The organism is Paenibacillus residui, assembly GCF_042677205.1.
Lineage (GTDB): Bacteria > Bacillota > Bacilli > Paenibacillales > NBRC-103111 > Paenibacillus_L > Paenibacillus_L residui.
Map to the genome: position 1 here is coordinate 31,180 of NZ_JBHTIU010000035.1, position 26,232 is coordinate 57,411.

At 52.1% G+C, this 26,232-nt stretch carries 15 protein-coding genes; 7 read left to right on the forward strand and 8 right to left on the reverse strand.

All coding sequences use genetic code 11. From position 1 onward, the window contains the following. Positions 1-58: 58 nt before the first annotated feature. On the reverse strand, positions 59-5,299 hold the full coding sequence (locus ACFQ03_RS11415) for a fibronectin type III domain-containing protein (protein ID WP_379288225.1): 5,241 nt from the start codon (positions 5,297-5,299) through the stop codon (positions 59-61). Positions 5,300-5,610: 311 nt separating this feature from the next. On the opposite strand from ACFQ03_RS11415, the gene ACFQ03_RS11420 reads away from it, so the two are divergent. After that, a complete protein-coding gene (locus tag ACFQ03_RS11420; protein ID WP_144939949.1) occupies positions 5,611-6,114 on the forward strand; it encodes a CcdC family protein in 504 nt (167 codons plus the stop codon). A gap of 28 nt (positions 6,115-6,142) precedes the next feature. On the opposite strand, the gene ACFQ03_RS11425 is transcribed toward ACFQ03_RS11420, so the two are convergent. After that, on the reverse strand, positions 6,143-6,418 hold the full coding sequence (locus ACFQ03_RS11425; protein WP_144939941.1) for a hypothetical protein: 276 nt from the start codon (positions 6,416-6,418) through the stop codon (positions 6,143-6,145). A gap of 1,299 nt (positions 6,419-7,717) precedes the next feature. After that, positions 7,718-12,643, reverse strand: a complete 4,926-nt coding sequence (locus tag ACFQ03_RS11430) for a WIAG-tail domain (RefSeq protein ID WP_379288227.1) — start codon at positions 12,641-12,643, stop codon at positions 7,718-7,720. A gap of 240 nt (positions 12,644-12,883) precedes the next feature. Between ACFQ03_RS11430 and ACFQ03_RS11435 the strand changes: the two genes are divergently transcribed. Next, a complete protein-coding gene (locus tag ACFQ03_RS11435) occupies positions 12,884-14,011 on the forward strand; it encodes a YheC/YheD family protein (protein ID WP_144939881.1) in 1,128 nt (375 codons plus the stop codon). Between the two features lie 34 nt (positions 14,012-14,045). Then, positions 14,046-14,777, forward strand: a complete 732-nt coding sequence (locus ACFQ03_RS11440) for a Crp/Fnr family transcriptional regulator (RefSeq protein ID WP_150959674.1) — start codon at positions 14,046-14,048, stop codon at positions 14,775-14,777. Positions 14,778-14,940: 163 nt separating this feature from the next. On the opposite strand, the gene ACFQ03_RS11445 is transcribed toward ACFQ03_RS11440, so the two are convergent. Genes ACFQ03_RS11445 through ACFQ03_RS11455 form a run of 3 tightly spaced genes read right to left on the reverse strand, consistent with a single transcriptional unit; the run spans position 14,941 to position 17,304 of the window. Next, complete coding sequence (locus ACFQ03_RS11445; RefSeq protein WP_150959675.1) at positions 14,941-16,599, reverse strand: b(o/a)3-type cytochrome-c oxidase subunit 1; 1,659 nt, start codon at positions 16,597-16,599, stop codon at positions 14,941-14,943. 29 nt (positions 16,600-16,628) lie between these two features. Further along, a complete protein-coding gene (locus tag ACFQ03_RS11450; protein WP_144939875.1) occupies positions 16,629-17,099 on the reverse strand; it encodes a cytochrome c oxidase subunit II in 471 nt (156 codons plus the stop codon). 34 nt (positions 17,100-17,133) lie between these two features. Next, complete coding sequence (locus ACFQ03_RS11455; protein ID WP_144939873.1) at positions 17,134-17,304, reverse strand: cytochrome c oxidase subunit 2A; 171 nt, start codon at positions 17,302-17,304, stop codon at positions 17,134-17,136. Positions 17,305-17,628: 324 nt separating this feature from the next. On the opposite strand from ACFQ03_RS11455, the gene ACFQ03_RS11460 reads away from it, so the two are divergent. Beyond that, on the forward strand, positions 17,629-19,350 hold the full coding sequence (locus ACFQ03_RS11460) for a methyl-accepting chemotaxis protein (protein WP_379288231.1): 1,722 nt from the start codon (positions 17,629-17,631) through the stop codon (positions 19,348-19,350). Between the two features lie 708 nt (positions 19,351-20,058). On the opposite strand, the gene ACFQ03_RS11465 is transcribed toward ACFQ03_RS11460, so the two are convergent. Continuing rightward, positions 20,059-21,021: an acetylxylan esterase gene (locus tag ACFQ03_RS11465; RefSeq protein WP_379288233.1), complete on the reverse strand. Its 963-nt coding sequence runs from the start codon at positions 21,019-21,021 to the stop codon at positions 20,059-20,061. 172 nt (positions 21,022-21,193) lie between these two features. Between ACFQ03_RS11465 and asd the strand changes: the two genes are divergently transcribed. Further along, on the forward strand, positions 21,194-21,985 hold the full coding sequence (gene asd / locus ACFQ03_RS11470; protein ID WP_150959677.1) for an archaetidylserine decarboxylase: 792 nt from the start codon (positions 21,194-21,196) through the stop codon (positions 21,983-21,985). Positions 21,986-22,060: 75 nt separating this feature from the next. After that, positions 22,061-23,308 (forward strand): MFS transporter, encoded by a 1,248-nt coding sequence (locus ACFQ03_RS11475; protein ID WP_379288236.1) that lies wholly within the window; start codon positions 22,061-22,063, stop codon positions 23,306-23,308. Between the two features lie 461 nt (positions 23,309-23,769). Here the strand turns inward: ACFQ03_RS11475 and pdxR are convergent, their stop codons facing one another. Next, entirely contained in the window at positions 23,770-25,218 is a 1,449-nt protein-coding gene (pdxR, locus tag ACFQ03_RS11480; RefSeq protein ID WP_379288238.1) for a MocR-like pyridoxine biosynthesis transcription factor PdxR, read from the reverse strand. A gap of 273 nt (positions 25,219-25,491) precedes the next feature. Between pdxR and ACFQ03_RS11485 the strand changes: the two genes are divergently transcribed. Continuing rightward, positions 25,492-26,133, forward strand: coding sequence for a pyridoxamine 5'-phosphate oxidase family protein (locus ACFQ03_RS11485; protein WP_379288240.1), 642 nt, complete (start codon positions 25,492-25,494; stop codon positions 26,131-26,133). Positions 26,134-26,232 lie beyond the last annotated feature (99 nt).

The following is a 26,232-nucleotide window of genomic DNA, read 5'->3' on the forward strand; positions in this document are numbered from 1 at the left end:
CGGAGGACAACTGATGAGGCGCCGACCGGAGAGGCTTGGTCCCCGATCGGCGTTACGGTCACTTAATAAAATCAAGCTGTCTCAATAGCCTCACCAGCATGACCGCCGCCTCCGCTCTGCTTGCCGGCTGCTGCGGTTCGAAGAATCCGTCGGCTCTTCCCTCAATCCATCCGCTCTCTGCCAACCGTTGAACCGCCGGTATGGCCCACAGGTTGATCCTGTCCGTATCCAGGAACTGCGGTATCCGGTTTACAGGACTCTGTGACAAGGCCCTTCCGTCTGCGAATGTCCAAGCACGATGGACCAGGACGGCCATTTCCTCCCGCGTAATCCCCTGATTCGGCCGGAAGCTCCCGTCCTCATAACCAACGACCAGCCGATGCTTCGCAGCGGTTGCCACCGATCGGGAGAACCAGTCTCCGGGCGCGGTGTCTTTAAAGAGCGGCTCATCACCCGCTCCCGCTTCGCTTAACCCGAGCACCCGCACCAGCCATTCCGTAAACTGGGCACGGGTTACCGGAAGCTCCGGCGCGAATTGGTCATTCGCAATCCCTTCCGCAAGGAGTTTGTTCGCCAGCATGATCACATCTTCCTCCGCCCAATGGCCTTCCATATCGCTGAAGGAGCGAGATTGGCTTATCGCCAAATAGAAGCCGCTGCCTATCCGCCTGAAGTCCGCCCCCCATCCTTCCTCCGTCCTCCGGAAGACAGATGGGACGAAGGACAGCCGCTGATCAGCCGGATCATATTGAGCAACAGTGGAACGATCGGGCTCTATGCTCTCATTGGCTATCGGCAAATAATGGCCATAATGCATGCCGATATCCCGCAGTTCGATTACGCGTCCGTCAACAGATGCTGTCGCCGTCCATTGAACGATATCCGACTCCCGCTTCATTCCATGATTCTGCAAATAAATCTCCAAACGTTTAACGAAATTTTCGTCCGCCAGGTTTACCCTGACTGTAAAGACAATGTCCTCTGCCGCAGTACGCAGTTCCTCCTCAATGCCCGGGTCGTTCAACAGCTTTAAGGGGAGGGAAAAGGCAGCGAACCCCGCGTCCAATAGGAGGGTAATGTCCGCATTCCACTCCGTCAGCCTCCGGACGACTTCGCCGCTCCATTCGAACGTAATATCATGCGCGTCGCCTTGGGTTCCCATTTCCAAGTAAGGAGCCTTCTCCGGATTTCTGCTCAGCCAATCCTTCATCCGGACCGGATCGATCTTAACCCGGACCTGAGCCCCTTCTACAAAGTGCGAGATTACATCGCTCCAGCGGGTAACCAGCGGCCAGTAGCCCCCGATCGGATGCGGATCGCGTCCAGGAGACGGGTCAGGCGGATCCGTGGGATCGACCGGGTCCGGAGGATCTGTCGGGTCAACCGGGGCCGGAGGGTCTGTCGGGTCAACCGGGGCCGGAGGGTCTGTCGGATCGACCGGGTCCGGAGGACCTTCACCGGCGGCAGATGTCTTTACCGTAACGCTCGGGCCGCTGCCCGTCCATTTAGAGGCCGCATCCCCTGCCTCAACCCTGAAGCGATATTCGGTTTCGGGCAATAATCCGTCCACTTTGAACGAAGTGGCTTCACCTGGGACTGTATGAGCTTGGTTGGCCGGTGTAAATTTCACTTCACCCTCAAACGGTTTGCCATCCTTATAAATTCGATAGCCCGTGACTCCCAAATCATCCTTCGCCTCCGTCCAGCGCAGAAGCACACTGTCCGGCGCAACTGATTCTGTCGTCAATTCTGCCCCTTCCGGCCAATAGGGGACAGCGGTATCATAAGCCCCTGCCGTAGTTACGACAAGAGGTTCGGGATATCTCGCCGTATTTCCGGCAGCATCTGCCGCCTCCACCTCGATAGTATACGGGGTTTCGAACGACAAACCCGTCACTGTATACATGTTCCCCGGGGAAGAGGACGTTACTCTGCTCTGGCCCTTCAGTTCGCCGTTGACGTAAATAAGATACTTGTGAACTCCTATGTTGTCCGAAGCCTCAGGCCATTTTATCGTGAGCCAGGTCGTATGGATTTTGTCCGCCAGCTCAATCCGGCTTCCGTCCGGAACTACGGGCGGTACTGTATCCTTATGCCCCGTTGTCACCACGTTCAGTCTTATTCCCGCATCCGTCCAGTTTCCTGTGGCGTCCGCCGCCTCCACCCTGAACTCGTAGCTTAAACCGGGAGAGAGGCCCTGAACCGTATATGTATTGGCCGCTTCCCCCATGCCTGTCGCTGTTGAAACGCCAACGATAGTATCGCCCTCAAATATTCTGTATCCCGTTACCTTCACATTATCCTGCGCCGGGGTCCAGGTGAGAGTGACGGAGGTATCGTTAACTGCGGGAGCCGTTAATTGGCTTCCCTCCGGCCAGCGAGGCGGCACAGCCGCATCCTCAGAAGCCGTGTTCATGGTTGTCATTCCGCTGAATTCCAGATCGGATGAATTCGTTATGGCCCAAGGATTCTGCAGATCAACGAACACCACGTGGTTAAAGGTGCTGCCGCGCATATAATTGATGTTGGCGGGCTTGGAGCGATAGAAGGTCACGTGGTCGAAATGAATATCCTCGTGAAAGCCCCCGTCTACCCCTGCCACGTTAATCGATTCCTTGGCATAATGGTCGACAGATACGTTATGAACGTAAATGCCCTTAAATTGGGAAGGCCGGTCGGCAGGCTCATATTCAATCGCCGAATTCACGTCAGAGTAAGACGAAGTAAAAATAAAGGCCTGATTCTTGCCGTTTCTCATCGCGGTATCCCGGAACACAATATTCCTTGCTCCGCCGCCGGTAGGAGTACTCGTTTTGGCGCGCAGTCCGACTTCCGTCCTGTCCATTACGTTGTCTTCGGCCAATATATTCTCAATCCAGGCCGCCGTATGGCTTCCCATAACGACGCCGCCGTGTCCCTCCCGCATGTAGTTGTTAAAAATCCATGCATTACGCGTAGGCTCCTCCTTCTGTCCTTGAGCCCCTTGTCCGGCGGCAAAATTCATCGAATCATCACCGGTGTCAAAAACGTTGTTGAACACAACCAGATCTTCGCCGCCGCCAAATTCAATCCCATCCGCATTGTTGTCATCGAAGGTAAGCAGCTTGACTCCTCCGACGGTAATGTGATCGGAATCCAGATTAACCAAAGTATGGTTGGACGGATTTAAAGCGGTAAATCCGCCATAGAAAACATTCTCGACACCCCTAAGAGTAATTAGATTGGAGCGTGTCGAATAAGCACCTGCCTGAGTTAAGCCGAGTACATCGCGGGCATAGTTTGTCTGATTTTTGGCCAATACGCCAAACTGCTCGTACGTGGAGTTATTGCCCGGCGGTTGGACTGGGAAATAATCATCATCATACCGAACCGGCGGCAGCCATCCGTTCCCGTCTATCGTGCCTTCTCCGACAATACGGATATTGCGGAGCGTCCCGCGGTCATAAGTATGAGCGTTAATCAGCGAGTAAAAACGAGGTACCGTCGTATAGTTATACAGCATATAGCCGTAGGGGTAATCCTCCGGGTCTTCCGAACCGAGAAGCGTTGCTCCTCTGCTGATTTCCAAAGTCATATCGCTTTTCAACCAGATGGCCCCGGATTTGAAAACACCCGGAGGAATAACCACTTTGCCTCCCGGCGTCGCATCATCGATCGCCGCCTGAATGGCTGCAGTGTTCAATGTCTCGCCGTCACCCACCGCCCCATAATCTTCGATGTTAAATATTTCGGGAACGGCAGCCGTAGTCTGTGTTACCGGATTGCTGGCGGGAGATTCGTTGCCGTCGGCGTCAACCGCGGTCACAGTGAAGGTATAAGCCGTTGACGGAGCGAGACCGGTGACTGTAAAGTTATGCATGGATATCGGCACATGGATTTGCTCTGTATCCTCGGCATAGAACTTGTCGATGAAGCGCCTGGCCGGGGAATGAATCGCCTTGTTCTCATTAGCGGTGCCAATAAATTTTCCATCCTGATAAACGCGGTAATCGCGAATGCCGCTGTATTCCTCCGGCTTTTCCCAAACCAGAATGATGCTTTGCTCGTCATAAGCCATAGGAGGAACCCTTAAATTCATCGGCGCTTGCACAGGCTTCGACGAAATCGGAGAGGCAGCAATTTCTTCCGATGTCCGGCCTTCCACTCCGTTCGTCTCGGCGCTGATTACGAAATAATACGTTCTATTGTTAAGCAGACCGGTATAAGTGTACTCCGTTTCCGCAAGCCCCGAGGCGGCAATCGTATAAGGCCCGCCGGAAACGGTGCTGCTTCTAACCGTATAGGATTCGGCACCCGCTACAGCATCCCAGGACAGTCGGATTTGCTTATCTCCGGCATGGACCGATACTCCGGTCGGTTCCGGCGGGGCGGCTGACGGTGTCGCGGTAACCTCTGCCGCATTCGGTCCTTCTCCCACGGAATTGGATGCGCTCACCGTGAAGTAGTAAGGTGTGCCATTGTTCAACCCCTCTATCGTATAAGAGGTGACCGCCGCATTCTCCGTCCGGTAGAACAAGTCATATTGGCCGGAAGCGGTTCCCGCCTTAACCGTATAGTAGGTTGTTTCGGTGACAGCCCCCCAGCTTAATTCCACGCTGCCGTCCATGGAGCGGGCACGAAGCTCTGACGGCGGGAGGGGAACTGTAACCGGATCGTTCTTATATACCTTGATGTTATCCAGAAAATGGCTGCGATTAGAGCTGCCCGGAGTGTTGGAATCCCATTTCGCTATATCCCGGACTTCGGCGTCGAAGGGCTGATCCGTCAGCATAAGTTCTCCGTCCAGGTAGATGTCCGCACATTGTCGGTCCAGATCAGCAACGATCTTAAGCTTATACCAGGTGTCGGCGCTGTAATTATAAAAAAGGCTATGGGAAGCCGCTGACGCCCTCCGATATGAAAATTGACCGCTGTTTGTTTCAATGCTTACCGCCGTTTTATTGTCCGAGGACTGAAGACGGATAATTCTCATTCCGTTCGTTTTACCCTCATGATGCATGAAATCGGCTTCCAGAATCAGCCTACCGCTCGTCTGCGGGAGGAAGGAGCGGGCCACAGAGGTAGTTCCGGCAGTATCATGAAGATATAGAGCCTTATTCCCCGGATTCGCCGGATCTTCCCTTACCTCAACGTAATTGTCGGCCGTTGGCGGATTCGGGTTAATTATATAGCTGTCTGGAACTGCTCCATCCTCGAAATCATCATTAACTAGATAATCCTCCGCAGCCATAACTGGAGTTACCGCAGTCGGTACCCACACTGTAAACGCATACAAAATAGTCGTGATCACCATCAGCATGGCCAGCCTTCTTTTAAAGATTACGGTCGCTATTTCCCCTCCTGACTCAAATGATTAAATTCTTCATCAGCATAGGAAATAATCCCCATAACATAAATAATCATTTGCTCAGATCTTGTCCATACCAGCCATAGCTACGGAGAAACTGATAATGAACGCATGACCGACTGCCGCCTATCTAATCTGCGGATTATCTATGTAATTGCTAGCTTCAACGGCTGTTTTGAAGATAGCTGCAACATTAGTTACAATAGAAAGGTGACCTACTTCATTCCATGGCCACATACTTTTGCAAATGGAGTGATATTGTGATGACTCACGCACTGTTTTCTCCGCAGGTCCTGTCCATCCTCGTATCGCTGTTCGCGGGCAGCGCCGTCATTGTTCTGAGACTGAGGGCAGCTAACAAACCGACCTCTCTCAAGAAAATCATTATGCCTCCTGTCGGAATGGCAACAGGCTTTTTAATGTTTCTGGCACCCGCATTCCGCATCCCGTGGACATGGGTCGCTGCTGCCTTTCTGGTCGGGGCGCTGCTTTTTTCTTACCCGCTCATCCGTACCTCTAAATTTCATCAGGTAGGCGATGAGATTTATTTAAAGCGATCAAGCATGTTCATTGTCGTTATCATAGGTTTGCTGCTAGTGCGTACTCTACTGCACGATGTTCTGGAGCCTTATATTACTATTTCCCAAAGTGCCGGAATTTTCTTCATTCTGGCGTTCGGCATGCTGCTTCCTTGGCGGGCGGCTATGCTTGTCCAGTACCGCAGGCTGGAACGGAGAGGACAGAAAGCACCGGGGGAAAAAGATTAACAGCACCTTGAATATGTACAGATGGCTTTTATTCATTCCTTAGAGACATGAAGGACTGTGTTATTTTAAAGCCTTCATTATCACGAGTAATCACCTTAATATAACTATAATCGTTGGAATCAATAATCCACACCGTATTCTTGTCCATCGGAACGGCCGTTATTTGCTGGTTTTGCTCCGGCCACCCGCTTATGGTTATGGGGCGGTCAAAGGTCAGGGATGCGGTTACTTTATTGATCGACCAAACCGTTAAGATGGTAAGCCAGATCATCATTATGAGCACAAAGATTCTATTCTTTCTCATATTAACAACCTCCTTTTTATTACCATTTTTTGCATAAAAGGAATTAACTTCTATATTATTTCTTCTCCTCTCCCTCCATTTTTTTATTAATTATACATTATATTTTCCAGCCCGCAGTACAAGGATCGATAATGTGATCCTTGTTCATTAATTCTATTAAAACACAAGTTTAATTTATTGGGCAGAGTTCATTTCAATGTTTCTATCTAGAACCGGATCCATCCGCCTTTTATTTACCTATTTGTAGGGACTTCTGCGTTTTAGGGCCCGGCTCCTCCTCCGGCGACCTTTTGACTGTTATCCCACTCACTCAGTAGCTTCATGTCGAGGCCTGTTGCTCTTTGCTCACCATTTGGACCATTATCCCCTTCACTCAGTTACTCTTACCCAGCCTGTTGCTTCTTCTCTCCTTTTGACTGTTATCCCACTCACTCAGTAGCTTCGTGCCAAGGCCTGTTGCTCTTTGCTCACCCTATGGACCGCTATCCCCTTCGCTCAATTACTCTTGCTCGCCTGTTGCTTCTTCTCTCCTTTTGACTGTTATCCCGCTCACTCAGTAGCTTCGTGCCGAGGCCTGTTGCTCTTTGCTCACCCTTTGAACCGCTATCCCCTTCGCTCAGTTACTCTTGCCCAGCCTGTTGCTTCTTCTCATCCTTTGACTGTTATCCCTACTGCTCAATTTCCTCTCACCGATGGCCCGAAAGGTTCCAAACATATTGATCAGCTCCCCACCATCTTAACACGCTACTCCCGGGGTGAGTTGCCCCTTACACGTGGGTGACCAGACACCATGCCCAGGATAGATACCGATTAAAAATTACAAGGACAGTGGCAAGGCTGAAGGAAAGCAAGTCATAATCTTTTCTGAGTCTAAGGGATAACAGTCAAAAGCATCAATTAAGAGATAAATGTAAATACCGGAAACAACTTTTTTTTCATCTCAAGCAGCTTTCACGAAAAGTTTTATGGGGGTTTGGTAAAAGGGGTTGTTTTGTAATAGGTTGTTTTGTAATAGGTTGTTTTGTAATAGGTTGTTTTGTAATAGGTTGTTTTGTAATAGGTTGTTTTGTAATAGGTTGTTTTGTAATAGGTTGTTTTGTAATAGGTTGTTTTGTAATAAGGTTTGTAAGTCTGTTCCATGGAACATTTTGCTCCCAAGAAGGCATAAGGGGAGCGTTAGAAACGCAAATTGAATTGGCTATAAATAAATGCAGGCCCACAAATTCTGTCGCAGCATCTGGATAAACAAAAAAAACGACGCCCGGCCAAAGGTTTACCGGGCGTCTTCTCGTTCGTGTGTTATTGGTGGCCGAGGGCAATCCAGGTGATCATTCCATCGAAAGCCGGGCACAGTCTGGTCCGAACAACCTCTATGACAGCCGAGCCGGCCGCCTGCTCTTTCAATACGGCATAGCAGGCCGGATGGTTCGTCATCGCCACGATGGAATAACGATCATCGGAGTAAGCCTGAGGAAGCTTGACGGCGACCTCGACCGAATCTTCCTCCAGCCCGATTCGGAATGGCGCTGCTCCGAACTGCTGCAGGGGAGAGACTGTAGTCGCTTGGGCAGCCAATTCTGGCTGTGCCCCGTCGGACTTGGACGACGGCGAATTCGACGGTTCTCCCGGTCCTGATAGCGGTACATTCTCTGTTGCTTCCAATCCGGATACCAGCGCATCCTTAGTTTCTGCCAACTTCTCATCTTTAGCTTCTTCCATTCCGGGTACCGGTGCCTCCGCATTCACTTCCTCTTCGGAATCGGATGCGGGAACGGCGGGTTCTGCCACAGATTCAAGCCCTTCTTCCAAAGACTCAGCGCCTTGCGCTTCCTCTGTCGAGGAAGTCTCCTGCGGGCCTGCGGCAACTTCCGGTGTTTCCGCCGGAAGGACAGCAGCGGTAACGGTCCGCTGCAGGTTCTCCAGCAGCTCGGGAGCCAAGTGCTCCAGTTGAATGCTGCCCGGCTGGATGTGGATTCCGGCGACGCTTCGTTCAGCAAGCTTCGGGGCCGTCACCGAGCCATCCTTCAGATGCTCCACCGTCACCGCTTCGGGTGCTATATGCTCGGAGCTTATCGCTTCAATGACGATATGCTTGCTGCCAACAGAATCAGTAGAGAGCTTGGGCCCGGTTACTGCTCCATCCTTCAGATGCTCCTCCGTCACGGCCTCGGGCGCTATATGGCCGGAGCTTATCGCTTCGCTGACGATATGCTCGCTGCCAACCGATTCCGCCGCAAGCTTGGGGCCGGTTACCGCTCCATCCTCCAGATGCTCCTCCGTCACGGCTTCGGGTGCTATATGGCCGGAGTTTATCGCTTCGCTGACGATATGCTCGCTGCCAACCGATTCCGCCGCAAGTTTCGGCCCGGTTACCGCTCCATCCTCCAGATGCTCCTCCGTCACCGCTTCGGGTGCTATATGGCCGGAGCTTATCGCTTCGCTTATGATATGCTCGCTGCCAACCGATTCTACTGCAAGCTTGGGGCCGGTTACCGCTCCATCCTCCAGATGCTCCTCCGTCACGGCCTCGGGCGCTATATGGCCGGAGCTTATCGCTTCGCTGATGATATGCTCGCTGCCAACCGATTCTACTGCAAGTTTCGGTCCGGTTACTGCTCCATCCTTCAGATGCTCCTCCGTCACCGCTTCGGGGGCTATATGATCGGAGCTTACCGCTTCGCTGACGATATGCTCACTGCCAACCGATTCTACTGCAAGCTTTGACCCGGTTACCGCTCCATTGACAATCTGCTCGGATTCTACACTCAAATTTCGAACGAGCGAAGCGTCCACTCCCGGCTCCTCAAAATGATCCCATGTCAGTATCCCTTTCTTGATGTGGCGGGCATGAATCGCTTCCGTCTGAATGTGTCGGCCGAGAATCGATCCGATATGAATATGATAGCCGCGGATCGCATCCTGTTTAATATGCCGGCTTTCGACCGCTCCTTCCTCCAGCACCTCTGCGGTGACTGCTCCCAATGCCAGCTTATCGGAGGTGATCGTCTCCTTCTGCAGCAGCTCGGCGGTAATCGCTCCTTCCTGAATATGCCCGGTTTCGATCAATCCCGGCCGCAGATGGTCTGCCAGAATCGATTGCGGTTGAAGATGCTCGGAGGCGACCGCACCGGGAGCCAGATGCGCTCCGGTAACTGTCTGTTCTTCCAAATGAAAACGGCCTATGCTCCCCGGTTGGAGTCGAGAGCCGTCTATACTCTCAGGAGCCAGATGCGCTCCGGTCAATCCTTCAGGCTGTATATGGCGGGCGACTACCGCTCCATCCTGAATATGCCCTTCGCCAATCGACTTCAGACGGATATGCCTGCTTTCGACCGTTTCTTCTTCAAGAATGGTGCTGTTCACTGCACCGGGAGCCAGCTTGTCGGAGGTGATCGATTCATTCTGCAGCATCGGCCCGCTTACCGCATTCTCTTGGATATGGGCTGGACCGACAATGCGGCCGGCCAAATGCTCTGTCGACACCGAATGATTTGCCAAGTGATAGCCATGTATAGCTCCCGAGATGATCTTCTCGGCGGTCACCGAACCGTTGGCCAGCTGTTCGGTATCGATCGTCAACGATTTCACCTTGCTGCCGTCTATCCCCTGGTCGGCGAAAATATTGGATGTAAAAGCCTCCTTCATTAAATGGCGGGGGGCTATCATCTCATCTCTAAGATGTTCTTCGCCGATGGCCTGCTCCTGCAGGTGAATTCCTCCGACAGATTGCTCTGCGAGCTTGTCGAAGGTCACGGCCCCGGGAGCCAGCTTGCTTCCCGTTACCGCCTCCTTGCCCAGAATATCCTCCGTCACGGAGCCTTCCTTGAGATGCGTCTCCTGGATAATCCGCTCTCCCAGATGTTCCGTATGAACCGCTTTATGGGCGATATGCCCGCTTAAGACAGACCCGGTCGCCAGCTTCTCCGACGTCACCGCCGCGCCGGCCAATTGCTCTGTATGGATGGAGCCCGGCTTCACCTTGCTCTCATCCACGCTGTGAGCAGCCAAATGGTCCATTTGGACCGCTCCTTTTTCCAAATGCCGGCCCTGAATGCTGCCCTGCTGTATATGACGTCCTTGAACCGTTTCGGTCTTAATGTGCTTGCCGGACACAATTTCGATATCCAGCTTGTCGGCAGTTACGCTCCCTGTAGCCAGCTTGCTTGTCGTTATGCTGCTGTCTCTCAGCGCATGGGTTGTCACCGAGTTTTCCTGAAGCTGTTCCGAACCGACTGACTGCGGATGGAGATGTGCAGTCGTTACCGACCTGTCGGCCAAATGCTCGCTCTTAACTGCTTGAGGCGCAAGCTTCCCGCTCGTCACCGCACCGTCGACCAGGTGTTGGGTCCCTATGGCCTGTTTTCTGATTTTGCTTCCGTTGACGGATTCCGGAGCCAGCTTATCCTCACTTACCGACTCGCTGTCCAGGTGATAGGTCCGGATGACATCCGCTGGCAAATGGTAGCCGCGAATGGCCTCGGACACAATATGAATGCTATCGACCGAATCTTCGCTAAGCTTTTCCTTCGTGACGGCTCCCGCAGCCAGCTTTATAGTGGTGATCGCTTCATCCATAATGGCCGAGGTCGAAACCGCCCGGTCCTGAATGTGCTGCGCGGAGACGGAATGGCGGTTCAGATGATGAGCCTCTACGGAAAGATGAGCCAGATTTTCCCGTGTGACGCAGCCGTCTGTCAAATGCTCACTAAGAATGGAATCAGGTGCCAGCTTCGTGGTTCCAACCGCTCCATCGGCCAGTTTCTCACCGCTTACCGCCCCATCCGTGATTTTCTCCCGTGAGACGCTTCCGTCGGCAAGCTTGGAGTGCGTCACCCCATGGTAGGCCAGATGCTCGGCAGTAATTTGCTCCCTTGCTATATGTCTGGATAAGACCGATTCAGAAGCAAGGATGTCGGAATCGACGGCCTCCTTCGCAAATAGAGCGCTGGTCAAAGATTTCTCCTGCATATGTCTTGTTCCAATCGCCTGGGGAGCAATGTTCTGGGATTGTACCGCCTGGTCCGCCAGCTTGGCATGAGTTATGGAGCCATCCGCCAAGTGATTGTTGCCGATAGACCGGCCACGGATATGTCTTCCTTCCACCGATTCCTCTTGAAGATGTACCGCAGTTATGCTGTTAGGGCAGATTTTATCTGACACGACGGCCCCGTCGCGCAGTTTATCCGTAGTTACCGCCCCGTCGGCCAATTTGGCGGAATTGATAACCTGATTGCCCAAATTGCTGGAAAGGATGGCTCCGCTCTTGATCTTCTCGGTAGTAATGGCCTGATCCTGGATAAGCTCCGTCGAGATCGAGTTGGGATGAAGGTGCTTGGCTTGAATGGAGCCGTCCGCAATTTTGATCGAATCAATCGTTTTGTCCGCCAGCTTGGCGGATGTTATGCTGTTATCCTTTAACTTGTCCCCGGATATGGAATAATCCTTGAGCTTGGCTCCGGAAATAGACCGATCCATGAGGTGCTTCTCTTCCACCACCTGTTCGGCCAGCTTGATTCCGGTAACGGTCCCGTTGCCGAGCTTCTCGGTGGACACGGCAAAATCCTCCAGTGCCTCCGTCGTTACGCTTCCGGGCTTTAGCTTGCGGGAATCAATCGCATGAGGGGCGATTTTCTCCCCGGTAACCGCCGCATCCACCAGATCATCCGTATAGATGATGGGGGTATTCGGCATTTCCGTCTTTCTATCCAATACCGCCATCTTATCCGGACGATCCGTTGAAGAGCGTTTTTCTTGAGCTTCGTTAGAGGCCATCTTGGACTCCACCCTTCCCTCTTCTCCTCGGGCTTTACTTTCCGTATGGGCGGTATCAGAACTACTTTTATCCTCCTGAAAGCTTAAGTCCTCTTGGACGCCAGATACGGACTGCTGTTCCCTGTCTTTTGTAGAAGTATCCGTAATTTCCTCCCTGGTCTCGGAAGGGGAAATGACATGATGAGACTGCGGCGGCCTGGGTACAGGAACTTGACCGGCCCGTTCCTTCTTCTTCTCCAGTACCATCCTGTGAAGCTGCAATCCGTTCTTGACGGTTCCATCTTCATTTTCCCTAACTTGCCTGATTTCCGTTCTCCCCTTTTTATCCTTGGGGTTATCTTCCACCCGGTAAATATCGTCATCCAGCCAGTTCAACTCCGACAAATTAGCGTCTATGAACGTCCCGCGTTCCCGTACGCGTTTTCTGGAAGGTGATGCCTTTCGTTTTTTCATCGCTCGACTCCTCCCTTGCAAGTTACCTGGTCATTTGTAACATATGCGGAGCCTGACAGGGCGGTCACCTATAAATCTAATTTCAAAGGAAATTAGACGCCCACCCAACTGCCGCATGCAATAACTACTCAAGCGGAACGGCTTTCGGCTTAAATGAAATAACGCCTCCCGGCCATATGGATTTTCCGGTTACCGTCAAGTTTCATATAACATATGATGATTTCAGGAAGGAGGAGCGTCATGGGGCGGTTAGTCGGAATCTTGGTCAATGATCCGGTATACAGACGAATTCTGTACGGAGCCGGGGACGTCGCTCTGCTGAATCAGTATGAGGAGGCTGGCGCCAAATACGGGGTAAATCCTTGTTATTTACGTTTAAAAGACTTGAAGAGCGGAGGAAAGAAAGTGAAGGCGATCCTCCGGAAACAGGGAGCATACAGAAGAGTCACCGTGAAGACTCCGACTGTTGTGTATAACCGGGCGATATACCGGAAGCAGCCGTCCATCGATTTCCTGGCCCGCTGGTCTACCGCCGGAGGCCGGATCGTATTCAATGCCTGCAACCGATACAGCTTGCCGGACATTCGCCATTTACTATCACTCGATCCCTCCCTCCATCCTCATCTTCCGATTATTTATCCGTTCTCTCCCGAAGTTTTAAGAAGAATGCTTGAGCTTTATCCCTCCGTCGTATTGGAAAAGGGGAGCGCCTTAATCCATAGAGGGTATCGCGAGCTCGTGAAAAATGAGGAAGGAGAGTGGATATTTAGCGGAATGTTAAATCCGGGTGAGGACTCTCCGCAGAGCTTGCTCCATACGGAAGAGGAAACTCTGATTGAGCTGTACAACAAATATGTGATCAGACCCTCTGTCTCCATGGTGAGATGGGACGGAAGGCCGGCTCTCTTCTATGTCTGCGTACAGCGAAATGAAACCGGGAAATGGCAGCTGACAGGTTTGGTGGAAAAACCGGAAGAGATCCATACCGATTCCGAAGAGTGGAAGCCGGAGGAGAATGTGGAGAAGGAACCGTTCGTGAAGCATCTTGAATCCAAGCTGTCCGCCAACGGAATTACGTTGCTGGAGGAAATAGAGAGGGTAGCCGTTGCCATCGGCGAGCAGCTTAGCCAGTATCTGCCTTCGTTGGCCGACATCGGAATGGAGATCGGACTGAAGGAGCCCGATATTCCCGTCTTTCTAAGATGGCTTCCCGATGTCGGCCATGTTTTCCGGAAGACCGGGAGAATCGAGCTGTGGGCCGCGTCCTGCCATCACCCGATCGGTTACGCCAGTTATTTGCTGGATTATTTGGAAAAGCGGGAGGACACAGATATTCCTCATACAGTTTCAAGCATAAATCGTTTATAATAGAAGGACAGTGCTTCTCAAGGAGGAATTTCTCATGTCCCCATCAAATCTATGCGAGCCGAAGAAGAATGAGCTTCATTATCAGATTGGCCACTTTCTGGCGGAAGATCATTTCCAACAGCTAAGCAGGCTGATGAACGATCATTCCGTGGCCAAAGGCTCTCACTTGTTCTGGGAGGGGGAACCTGCAGAGCACCTCTTTTTTGTTAAAAAAGGGAAGATCAGGATTACCAAATCTACAGATGACGGCAAAGATCTCATTCTATTCTATTTACAAGAGGGAGACTTCTTCGGGGAATTCGCGAGCTATGCCCCCGTCCAATATTCTTACGATGCCGTCGCGGTACAAAATTCGGAGATAGGCGTCATTCAGCAGAAGGAGCTGGAGCAATTGATCTCGGAGAGCGGAGAATTTGCCCTGCAGTTCATCAAATGGATGAGTCTCATGCAGCGAACGACCGAATCCAAATTCCGCGATCTGATCCTGTACGGCAAAAAGGGCGCCCTAGCCTCAACCTTAATCCGCCTTACCAATTCTTACGGCGAGCCTGTGGAAGATGGGATCTACATTCGGCTCAAGCTGTCTAACAGCGATTTGGCCAATATGATCGGAACGAGCCGGGAGAGTGTCAACCGGATGCTTGCAGCTTTCAAAGAAGAAGGCATCATCGGCTACGAGAAGGGACACATCGTCGTGCGCGAGCTGTCGAGCCTCAAGCGGGTCGTCCGCTGCCCGGACTGCCCCGCGGAAATCTGCCGCATCTAGGCGCGGAATTCCCCACAAAGTGACGCATAGCCTTCGAAGCTTATTCCGGGTACTTTGCGGGGAGCCCCGGAACTTATGAAATTATAAACTAAGGAACCTCGGAAACCACCATTAGGGCGGAATCCGAGGTTCTTCAGTTTCCGAAGGTTAGATAACCTGAATCTTACCAGGTGACAAAAGGCTTCGAACCCGGAACGGGGTTATTGACCATATCCATCATCGGTACGGAGTAAGCGACCAGAATGAGGATAACGACAAGCGATATCCATACTCCCCAGCGCTCGAACAAACGCGGGGTTTGCTCCGCCGTTTCCGCAACTTCGGCCAAGGGATATTCGGTATATCCTTTGGGTGCTCTCAGCAGGGCGACAACGTTGTAGACCATCAGCACAACACCGATGAACAGGATGGTTCCGCCGACCGCCATCGCCACATGGTACGGCATCCAGAAGACGGCATCCGGATGATCCTGGTAAGTCGTGAATGCCGTACGACGCGGGGAGCCGAACAATCCGGCAGTATGCATCGAGCCGGACATGAAGAACATTCCTACGGCCCAGATGATCGTCTGCGCAATCCCCAGTTTATGCATACGAGCGGTAAGTGTCCTCCCCGTGATGGAAGGGATCAGCCAGTACGTAATGCCGAAGAAGGTAAGCGCTACTGTCGTTGCGACCGTCAGGTGGAAATGGCCGGTAACCCACAGCGTATTATGCACTACGGCATTCACCTGGTTGCTGGCATTGATAATTCCTCCGGCGCCGGCCGGGATGAATATGAGCATGCCCATGAACGGGGCGAAGAAACGTACATCCTTCCACGGAAGCATTTTGAACCAGCCGAACAGGCCCCGGGCCCCCTTCTCCCTGCCGGTTCGTTCGAATGTCGCAAACAACGAGAAGGCGGTCATGAGAGACGGGATGACAACCATCATCGTAAGCACGACCTGCAAATATTTCCAGAAGTCCGAGATGCCCGGCTCCATCAGTTGATGGTGAAAGCCGACCGGAATCGAAAACAATAGAAACAGCAGAAACGAAAGGCGTGCCAGCGCATCGCTGAACATTTTGCCGCCGATGACCTTGGGAATGACCACGTACCAGCAAATATAAGCCGGCAGCAGCCAAAAGTAGACGAGCGGGTGACCGAAGAACCAGAACAAGGTGCGGCTCAGCATGACATTAACCCGCTCCACCCAGCCGAAGGACCAGGGAATGAGCTGGAGAATGATCTCCAGGGCGACACCAACCGTAGCCACCATCCACATAATCATCGTCACAACGGCCATGAACGCAAACAGGGGCGATAATTTGCCGCGATTCGTCTTCTTCCATTGCCGATAATTATGAAACATGGCAATCCCGCTCATCCAGCTTCCGGCCACGACAAGCACCAGAGCAATATAGAACCACGGGGAAGCCTGCATAGGCGCATAGAAGGTATACAAAACGGTCGCCTTATTCAGCAGGATAAAAATCGTTCCGATTACGGTGCCGGCCGTCATCAGCACATATCCGATCCAGCCCAGCTTCCGCGATAACGGGAGCAGCCGGCCTCCGGTCGTCTTCGCTACTCCCGACAGCATAAATCCAATAATGAAGTAAGTGGTAAAAATAAGAGCCATCAGCACACCATGCGCTGTTAGCAATTGATAATAACCGATTCCCGATGGCAGGGTAATTAGCCCTCCTCTGACCAGACCTTGCAGCACTCCGGCAATCCCCCCGAGCAGCAGCGCCACAAATGCCAGAAGCACATGTGCCAGAACCAGAGTGGCATCCCGCCGGTCTATCGGCAATGCTTGTTTAGTATTCGTCTCCATAGATTCCAACCTCCCCGATTGACCGTCCGTTATCGTACAATGATCGTCGTCATCATCATTTCGTGCGCCGCACCGCAATACTCATTGCAGAGAATTAAATATTCCCCGGGCTCATTAAAAGTATGGCTGATCGTATTGACTTCCCCGGGCACAGCCATCATGTTCACGTTAGTTCCCGGAATGGCAAAGCCATGGACCACATCCGTACTGGTAACGACAAAATGAACCTTGGCGCCAACCGGCACCTCCATTTGCTCGGGACTGTAGCCGAAAGCAAAGGCCAGCATGACGGCTTCATATTCGTTCTCGCCAATCTGCCGTAAGCCCGGATTGTTGAAAGGTTCTTTCTCCGTCACCGTTTCGGGGTCTATCGAATGGTGATGCCCTCCCGGCGGCGCCACGCCCATTGCGAAAGTGCCGACTCCAAGCACAGCCAAAAAGATGACCAGCATGGATATTCCAATGATTAACCAAATCTTTTCCAGCCGATGAATATGCATAAGAGCCTCTCCTTTATGTTGCGGTTTCTCTTAACTAACTGCGAACGATGTATAGAAGAAATACGCCCAACCAGGTCAAGGCGATAAATCCTCCGAGCATCAAAACCGCAGCGAATGTTCCTTTTAACGTTTCTTTCTCTTCGTTAACCGGAGATGGTGGAGTTTTGGCCTTGCTGTCTTTTTGGGTAGCTATCGGTTGCTGCATCTTAGGTTCCCCCTTCCTGCCGCGCGCCCTTAAAGCGGCGCTGTTTAAGCTTATTGTAGGAGTCAGGTCCCGGCCTTCACTATGACAAAAGTCACAGTTCACAGGATCGCAATGGAATCTACTTAATTTCGCCACTTTTACAAACGCATTGAAAATTCAGGCGACGAGCCGTATCGGCCAGAAGATCATACAGGTTTAAATAGTGGAGAGCTCTCGCATCATCGGGCTCTTATTCTTTTAAAAATACATGTTGAATTTTGTCGAAACAATGCCGATAAAGTTTCTATGGGTAAATTTTCTACGTAGAGGTGACAAATGAAGCCAATGAAACAAAAATTGAAATCCGCATTAAGAATTACGGTAGGGAAAAAAATAATGGGAGGTTTTCTGCTTCTCCTGGCCTTGACAACCGTATCATCCCTCATGAACTTGTCCGGAATGCGGAGCATTAATAACAAGATGGAAACGGTCTTGACGGACTGGATGCCGGGAATGGCGACGATTCATAAAACCGAAGCCGCTCTGAATGATTTTCGCGCCAAAACATTGCTCCTGCTGCTCTCTTCCGGAGAAGAAGAGGAAAGGCTCATGGAGGAAAGAAAGCAGCAAATCGATACTATCCAGGAACTGCTCTTGACTTATGAGAAAACCATTACGTTGGAGGAAGAAAGAGATCTGTTTGACGATTTCAACATTGGCTGGTCGAAGTTTCTGGCCTGGAATGAACAGATGATCGATCTCAGCAGAGCAGATAAAGAGAGAGCGATCCAGAGCCTCCAGAATGGAACGGCTATCTTGCTCGAAGCTCAGGAGAAATTGCTGCCGCTTACCGAGCTGAATTGGAAGATGGCAAATGAAACCAGCGAAGAAACCCGGAAGCAATACGGCTTTAGCACAAGATTGGGTTGGATAGCGATTGCTGCTGGTCTATTGATAGGGTTGATCGTTGCAGGCTCCCTTGCCAAAATGATCTCCTCCCCGCTCGCCCGCGTGACCCGAACCATGAATGATATCACATCCGGCAATCTGGCGGTTGAGCCCATCGTCATCCGCAACCGCGACGAGGCCGGCGAAATGGCGGCAGCGGTCAATCGGATGGTCGAGCAATTAAGATCGGTCATCCGCCAGGCCAGCGATTCGTCCGCGCAAGTAGCGGCAGCGTCCCAGGAGCTGGCAGCCAGCTCCGAACAGACCGCCGAATCCGCCCATTCGGTCTCTCAGAGCGTTCAGCAGATGGCTGAAGGCGCGGAGAATACGATGGTGCGCTCGGAAGAGATGGCTCGGGCGATGGAGGAAATGGCTGTCGGCATTCAGAAGGTGGCCGAATCCGCCGGAATCATCGCGGACAACTCTCAGAATGCCGAACACCAGGCGGAGCAAGGATCCCAGCTCGCCCAACAAGCGGTCAACCAGATGGCTACAATCGGTATGTCCGTCAGGCAGCTGGCGGAAGCGATCGACCGGCTGCATCAGCGCTCGGAGCAAATTGGACAGATTGTCTATGAAATTTCCTCCATCGCTGGCCGGACGAACATTCTCTCGTTAAACGCGGGAATTGAGGCTGCCCGTGCTGGTGAAGAAGGCCGCGGTTTCGGGGTAGTGGCCAAAGAAATCCGCAATTTGGCCGCTCAGTCGGAGCAATCTGCACAGAGGGTCAGCCAATTGGTTGAGGAGATTCAGGGGGATACTATGAAGGCCGTGCAGTCCATGGAGCAGGGCTCACGCGATGTGGAGCAGGGAACGTTGGTCGTCAACGAGGCAGGACAAGCCTTCGAGGCCATTCTTGAGGCGATCAGGCAGATGGTCCGGCAAATCGATGAGACCTCCGCCGTTACGGAACAGATGTCCGCCGGCTCGCAAGAGGTGCTGGCATCCGTCGAGCAATCGGCTTCCATAGCCCGGGAAGCGCTGAGCAACGCGCAGACGGTCGCTGCAACGACAGAGGAGCAATTGGCGGCGGTACAGGAAATTTCCGCCTCGGCGAACGATCTCACCCGTGTGGCAGAGAATTTGCAGGAAGCGATAGCCAGGTTCAGATTGTCATAAGCAAATACAGGACAACTAAAGGGGTGTCCCAAAAGCGTTCGCATAAAACGGAACATCCCAAAAACGAAGCAAAAAGGACCTCAAATCCCACTGGTGTGGGAACGGGGTCCTTTTTTTAGTTACCAAATTAACTCTAGGTGGGGCTTGAAAAATTATAGATCGACTTATGAGACAACCTCTTTAATTTCGCTATTCCGTCCACGGGTCGATATGCCTGAACGGAACGGTTATCCACAAATATAGATGACGGCTAACCCAGCTTGGAGCTGTATGTATCCGTTAATGTATAACGAGGCACATGAGACGTGTTATTGTCCCTGCATTCACGGCATTGACCTAGAGGGACGCCCCTCCGATAGAAGCCCGTACGAAAAATTGACCCGGCGTTTTCCTCCGAGATCAAATGATTACATTCCACACAATAAAATTTAGCGAGTGCCATACCTGCTCTCCCCTTCCATTGAAATAATGAAGCATTGAACAGTCCAGGATAAAATGATGACGGCTTGCAACAATAGTATAGCTTATGCGTGGCACATTGTATGTCATTTGATGGGAAGTTTTTACACCTGTCAGCTTCTAATTTTGTCGAATCGGCTTTGCCTTCTGTCAAACGGCCCTAATGGACGGCCCATTTCCCCTCATCCGGGCATTGTATGATATGCCGGCTTATCCCTCTGCTAACGGAGAGCCTGCCAAAGCTCTTGACTACAGATGCTTTTCCACAAAACGCATCATAGCCAGTTCATGAAACGGAAGACCCTCATGACCGAAGTCCGGATAAATCTTCGCTTCCTTCTCCCCGGGAAGATGATTGAAGGCGGCGAAGCAAGTCGAAGGCGGACAGGTGGTGTCCTGAAGCGTAATGGCCATCATCGTCTTGGCTTCCACCCTTGCGGCATGATTCATTCCGTCGAAGTAGCTGAGCGTTCTGTATACTTGCGCTTCCTGTTCGTGCTCCGGGTCGTAGATGCGGAACCAGTTTCTGATCTCGGCATACGGTCCGGTCGTATAGATTTCCAGCGCACGGCGGAAGTCACACAGATACGGGAAAATCGGCAGGGCCAGCTTCGGCCGGTCATCCAGGCCCGCTGCCGCCAGTGTCAGGCCACCGCCCTGGCTGTTGCCTGAGACGATAATGCGGGAGGTGTCGATCTCCTCGCGTTCACATACGAAATCGATTGCCCGAACGCAATCCATATAAACTTGTTTGTAGTAATAGCGCGAAGGATCAAGAATCCCCAAGGTCATCCATCCCGGGGCGCTGCCGGTTGGATATTGGGCGTAATCGGGTGACAGCCCGCCCTGCCCTCTCACATCGATGGCAAAGACGGCGATCCCCATACATACCCAGTGCATATAATCCTGGGGTCTGCCCGCCCTGCCGGTGTACCCGTGGTATTTAACGATGACCGGCATCGGGCGCTTAGCCATGGATTCGTTGGGTACGAGATAGATTCCATGAATAGGCGTTCCATCCATTCCGTTGTAAGTGACATCGTATACCGATACATTCTTGGCCGGATAATCGACCGGAACCACTTTAGCCTGCAGAGGAACAGCCGACGATTCGCGTTTAGCCTCCCCCCAGAAGGCGTCAAAATCCGGCTCCGCCGTCAGTGCCGGCTTATATTTCTCCAGCTCGGACAAGGGCATGTCTACTAAAGGCATTTCCATACATCCTCTCTCACTATTTTCATATATTAAACTATCCTCTTGAATGTACTACAGAATCGCACTTAACGTAAATATGTATGGATTAGGTTATTGATTTGTCGTTCCTTCTATGTCAAGATAGTCCTCATAGATTATTAATTCATGGGAAAACAGGTGAATACACTATATGGCAAAACGATTTTTTCGTTTACTTACCGAACTTTCTTCGCGAAAATCGGTTTCCCGATTGACCGGAGCCTTTGCCAAATCGAAAATAAGCCGCTCTCTAATTCCATGGTTCGCCAAATCATATGGAATTCGAATAGAAGATGCCGAGAAGCCTGTGGCTGAATATAAATCGTTGAACGATTTCTTTACCCGCCGACTGAAATCCGGATTGCGACCGATTGATACGACCGCCGAGGCTTTAATCAGTCCGGTTGACGCCGCCATCACGGGGATGGGGACGATAGCGTCCGGACAGATTGTTAACGTGAAGGGGCAGGATTACACGCTGGAAGAATTGCTGAATCAATCCCCGAGACAGCTTAACTACAAAGACGGCTTCTATTATGTGCTATACCTTAGCCCTACCGATTATCACCGGATTCATTCTCCGGTGTCGGGAACGGTGATCGAGAAGGAGCATATTCCGGGCAAGGTATACCCGGTGAACGAGTTCGGCCTTCGCTACATGAGAAGGGTGCTCAGCCGGAATGAACGGCTCGTTACTTACCTAAAGCATCCCTTCGGAGAGCTTGCGGTCGTCAAGGTCGGAGCCCTGAATGTCAGCAGCATTCAGTATGTCGAGCCTCTGCCGAATGAGCTCGCGGCGGGAGATGAGCTGGCCTATTTCGAGTTCGGCTCCACCGTCGTCCTCCTCATGGAGAACGGCACCTTCGATCCGAGAGACGGCCTGGCCATCGGCAGCAAGGTCAAGATGGGGGAACGGCTCGGAACCTTTCATAGCAAGAAGTGATGACTGACGGTTCGATTTATTGATTTTTCGCTAAGAACATAAGATTTTTCATTCATGGGAAGAAGGTTACAACATATGCAAACCGCTGTAGCGGCCGGCATAGCCCGGCCGGATCCAAAGCCGACTTTGTATCGGATACTTTTTCTCGTTAGTCTGGTCCATCTGTTTAACGATTCGATCCAGGCGGTGTTCCCCGCCATTTATCCCATCTTGAAGGACTCGATGGGGCTTTCGTACACGAAAATCGGTCTGCTTACCTTTTCGCTCAATTTCACGGCCTCCATCATGCAGCCCATAGTGGGCGCCTATACCGATTCCAAGCCCTCGCCATTCCTCCTGCCGTTGGGAATGGTCTTTACTTTTGCCGGGATGCTTACGCTCGCATTTGCCGGCAACTATACCATGATGCTGCTTTCGGTGCTTCTCGTTGGCCTTGGTTCGGCTGTCTTCCACCCGGAAGGCTCCCGCGTTTCTTACATGGCCGCCGGATCGAGAAGAGGGCTGGCGCAATCGATTTATCAGGTAGGCGGCAACGCCGGCCAAGCGTTGGCTCCGCTGATGGCTATTTTTATTTTTTACCGCCTCGGTTTGTCCGGAGCGGCCTGGTTTACGGTCGTTGCGGCAGCGGCGATCGGAGTGCAGATGTACATTGCCAGATGGTACCGCGGTTATTTGGCGGCCCATCCTCCGAAGCCGAAGACTCGCGGCAGCCGGGCGTCCGGATTGCAGGCCGAGCGGAAGAAGCAGATCACCGTTGCCCTGTATCTGCTCGTTTTTCTCGTCTTTGCCCGGTCCTGGTACCATGCGGCGATCTCTAATTATTACTCGTTCTATGCGATAGAAAATTTCGGGATCAGCAAGGAAACCGCGCAATATTTCATCTTTGCCTTTCTGGCCGCCGGCGCGCTGGGGACTCTGTTGGGAGGACCCCTGGCGGACAGATTCGGCAGGAGGAACATTCTGGCCTTCTCTATGCTCGGCTCGGCTCCGTTCGCTATTTTGCTGCCGTTTGTCGGTCAGGTATGGGCGTTCGTCCTGCTTCTGCTGATCGGATTTATCGTCCTTTCCAGCTTCTCGGTATCCGTCGTGTACGCCCAGGAGCTTATGCCCGGCAAGATCGGCACCGTCTCCGGTCTCATTGTCGGCCTGGCCTTCGGGATGGGGGCGCTGGGAGCCGTCGCTCTCGGGAAATTGATCGACCTTACGTCGATTTCCTTCACAATGATTGCCTGCGGCTTCCTGCCGATAATAGGGATTTTGACGATGCTGCTTCCTTCGGACCGCAAAATCAGGGAATGGAATGTGGAAATGGGAGAGGAATAAAATAACCCCACAAACATACATGACCTGTCGGTCGCCATCGACGTATAGCCTCCAAAGCATATTCCGAGTACTTTGCGGGGAGCCTCTGTAAAATCCCCACAAAGTGACGTATAGCCTCCGAAGCATATTCCGAGTACTTTGCGGGGAGCCCCTAACTTATAAAATTAATAAACCTCCGGCGCCTCTGTAGAGAGGGCCGGAGGTTTTCTCGTTCAGAGACGCCCCATTGTATAGATGAATTCACATTTGATTGGCTTCAGACCTGTCTATCGGGCGTTGTTTCTCATCACTCCACTTTCGCAGCTTGAAACTCGTTAAATATCCTTGACGTTGCCGTAATCGCAGAATAGCGCGTCTAACTGGATTTCATACAGCTAGTTTGTTCCTCTGAAGCGAAATGCGGTCACTAAGTGGAAAAGCCGCAGCTAGTTTGTGCAAAGCTTGGTTGGCTCGTTGAGCTGTTATATCCGCTGCCACGCCCGGACCATCCGTTCGATGCCCTCTTCTATTTCAGACAAGCTCAGATGGGAGAAGCTAAAACAGGCAGAGCATCCAGCTTTTCCGACAAAGTAGGAAGAGGTCTCGGACCACTGCACCCCTTCCTCGCGGCAGGCTGCGGCGTATTCCGCAAATTGTTCGGGCGAGCGTCTCCACCATGCGAACAAATGCAGTCCGGCTTCCGATTCCACAGGCTCGAATAAGTGGGACAGCCGTCCCTTCAGTCTATCCAGCAGTGCCGAGTATTTACGGCTGTACACTCTTCGCATCCGCCTGAGATGCCGCTCATATTGACCGCTGTTCATCATGACAGCCAGTGCCGCTTGGTCCAGCACTGCCGTTGGATGAGGCTCGAACAGCTGCTTCGCTTTAACAAAAACCTCACGAAGGCTGCGGGGAAGCACGGCATAACCGATGCGAAGCCGGGGCAGCATCGTTTTGGAAAATGTTCCGATGAACACCACCCGGTCCTCCCGATCCAGCACCTTCAGCGGCTCCAGCGGCTTGCCGCGATGACGGAATTCGCTGTCATAATCATCCTCTATTACGATTCCTCCCTTCCTGAAGGCCCATTCCAGCAGCTTCAGCCTCCGTTCCATCGTCAATACATGTCCCGTCGGAAACTGTCTCCCGGGGGTCACCAGCGCCAATCGCGCCTCCCAATCTTCGGGCACGATTCCCTCCTCGTCCACCGACGCGGCCAGAATTTTTCCTCCGGCGGCCAGCACCGCATGGCGAAACCCGCCATATCCCGGATTTTCCATAACGACAGGGTCTTCCGGGGCCACAAGCAGCATGACGAGCAAGCCGATCGCCTGCATCGATCCGTTCACGATGACAATATCATCCGGCTCTGCCCGTATTCCCCTTGTCCGGCCTATGTGATGGGCGATCGCCCGGCGCAGCGGAGCATGTCCGGCAGTTTCGTATGCATCTTCCAGCCATCTTTCCCTCTGCATTCTGACCTGGGCATACAAATATTTATTCCATATCGAATTCGGAAAGACAGTCAAATCAGGCTCTCCGATATGAAAGCTGATCCGGTCCGGGACCCCCTTATGCCCTGCAGCAAAGGAACGCATCGGCAGCTCGGCCATTCGTTTCCCCCACGGGGAAAACCGCAGCGGGACCGCGGGCCGGTCCGCCTGCCCGGATGGGGCGGCTTTCCGGGTAACGAACGTCCCTTTCCCGGTCTGAGAGGCAATATATCCTTCTGCTGCGAGCATTTCGTAAGCGACATTGACCGTTCCCCGCGATACCGCATACAGCTTCGCCAGTTCTCTTGTCGAAGGGAGCCGGGTCCGATAAGGCAGCCTCCCGTCTGTAATCGCGTCTTTTATCGCCTGAAACAGCGCTTCATATTTGGCCGGATAGCGCTTGGTATATTCCAAATAGTGAACCTGGAAATCCACTTCATTCACCTCCGTGTGTATAAGGCTTCCGGCAATCTATTCTCCATTCTCAGTGGTCTATTAAAAATAGAGTAAAATGGATCTTTTTTCATGTCAATAAAAAGATTAGGATTGTTAGCAAGTGGACAGCAGAAGGAGCCAAGAGTTTATTTTAAACGCGGCCTTGAAGAATCCGGCCTTACTGTTCCGATCGTAGGCTTCCCGCACGGAAGCAAATCATTTAGTACAAGTACAATACTATAGGCTTAGCTCATAAAAAAAGGGGTGTTGGGCTTGAGGAGAAAAGAATTTTCAATGAACGAGCAAGCGGAAGTGGAGCAGTTTCTGAACGAGATGACATACGGCTGTCTAGGCACTACAGGAGAGGATGGCTGGCCTCACGTCACCCCGGTCAATTACGTCTACCACCAGGGAAAAATCTATTTTCACGGCAGCCGAAACGGCCAGAAGATGAAGCATCTGAAGGCGTGCAAACAGGTCACCTTCCTGATCGCCAAGGAATATTCCCTGATCCCGTCCTATTATACCGACCCGGAAATGGCTTGTCCGGCCACCGCCTATTTCAAATCCGTCCTCATTAAAGGAACGGCTGAATTGGTGGAAGATCCTGTGGAAAAAGCCGGGGTGCTGCAGGCCTTCATGAGTAAGCTGCAGCCGGAAGGAGGTTACAGGCCGATTACGGCCGAAGATCCGGAGTACCGTCCAAGGATCAAAGGGGTGGCCGTTCTCGCCATAAAGATTATGGAGATGTCTGCCAAATTCAAATTCGGCCAAAATTTGCATGAGGAGGTCCGGGAATCCATTATTACCTCGCTGAACAGCCGAAAGAGAGAACTGGACGAAGAGACGGCAAGGCTGATGCGGAAATATTGTCCGGCTCATAAAGACAATGGTAACGACTCTACAGAGGCATAGATCGCAAACCGGATTTCATCCGGCTTGAGGGAAAAATCATAACCACCCGTCCAACGGGTGGTTTGCTCTTGGGGTATAACCCCCTGTTGCCAAACTGCG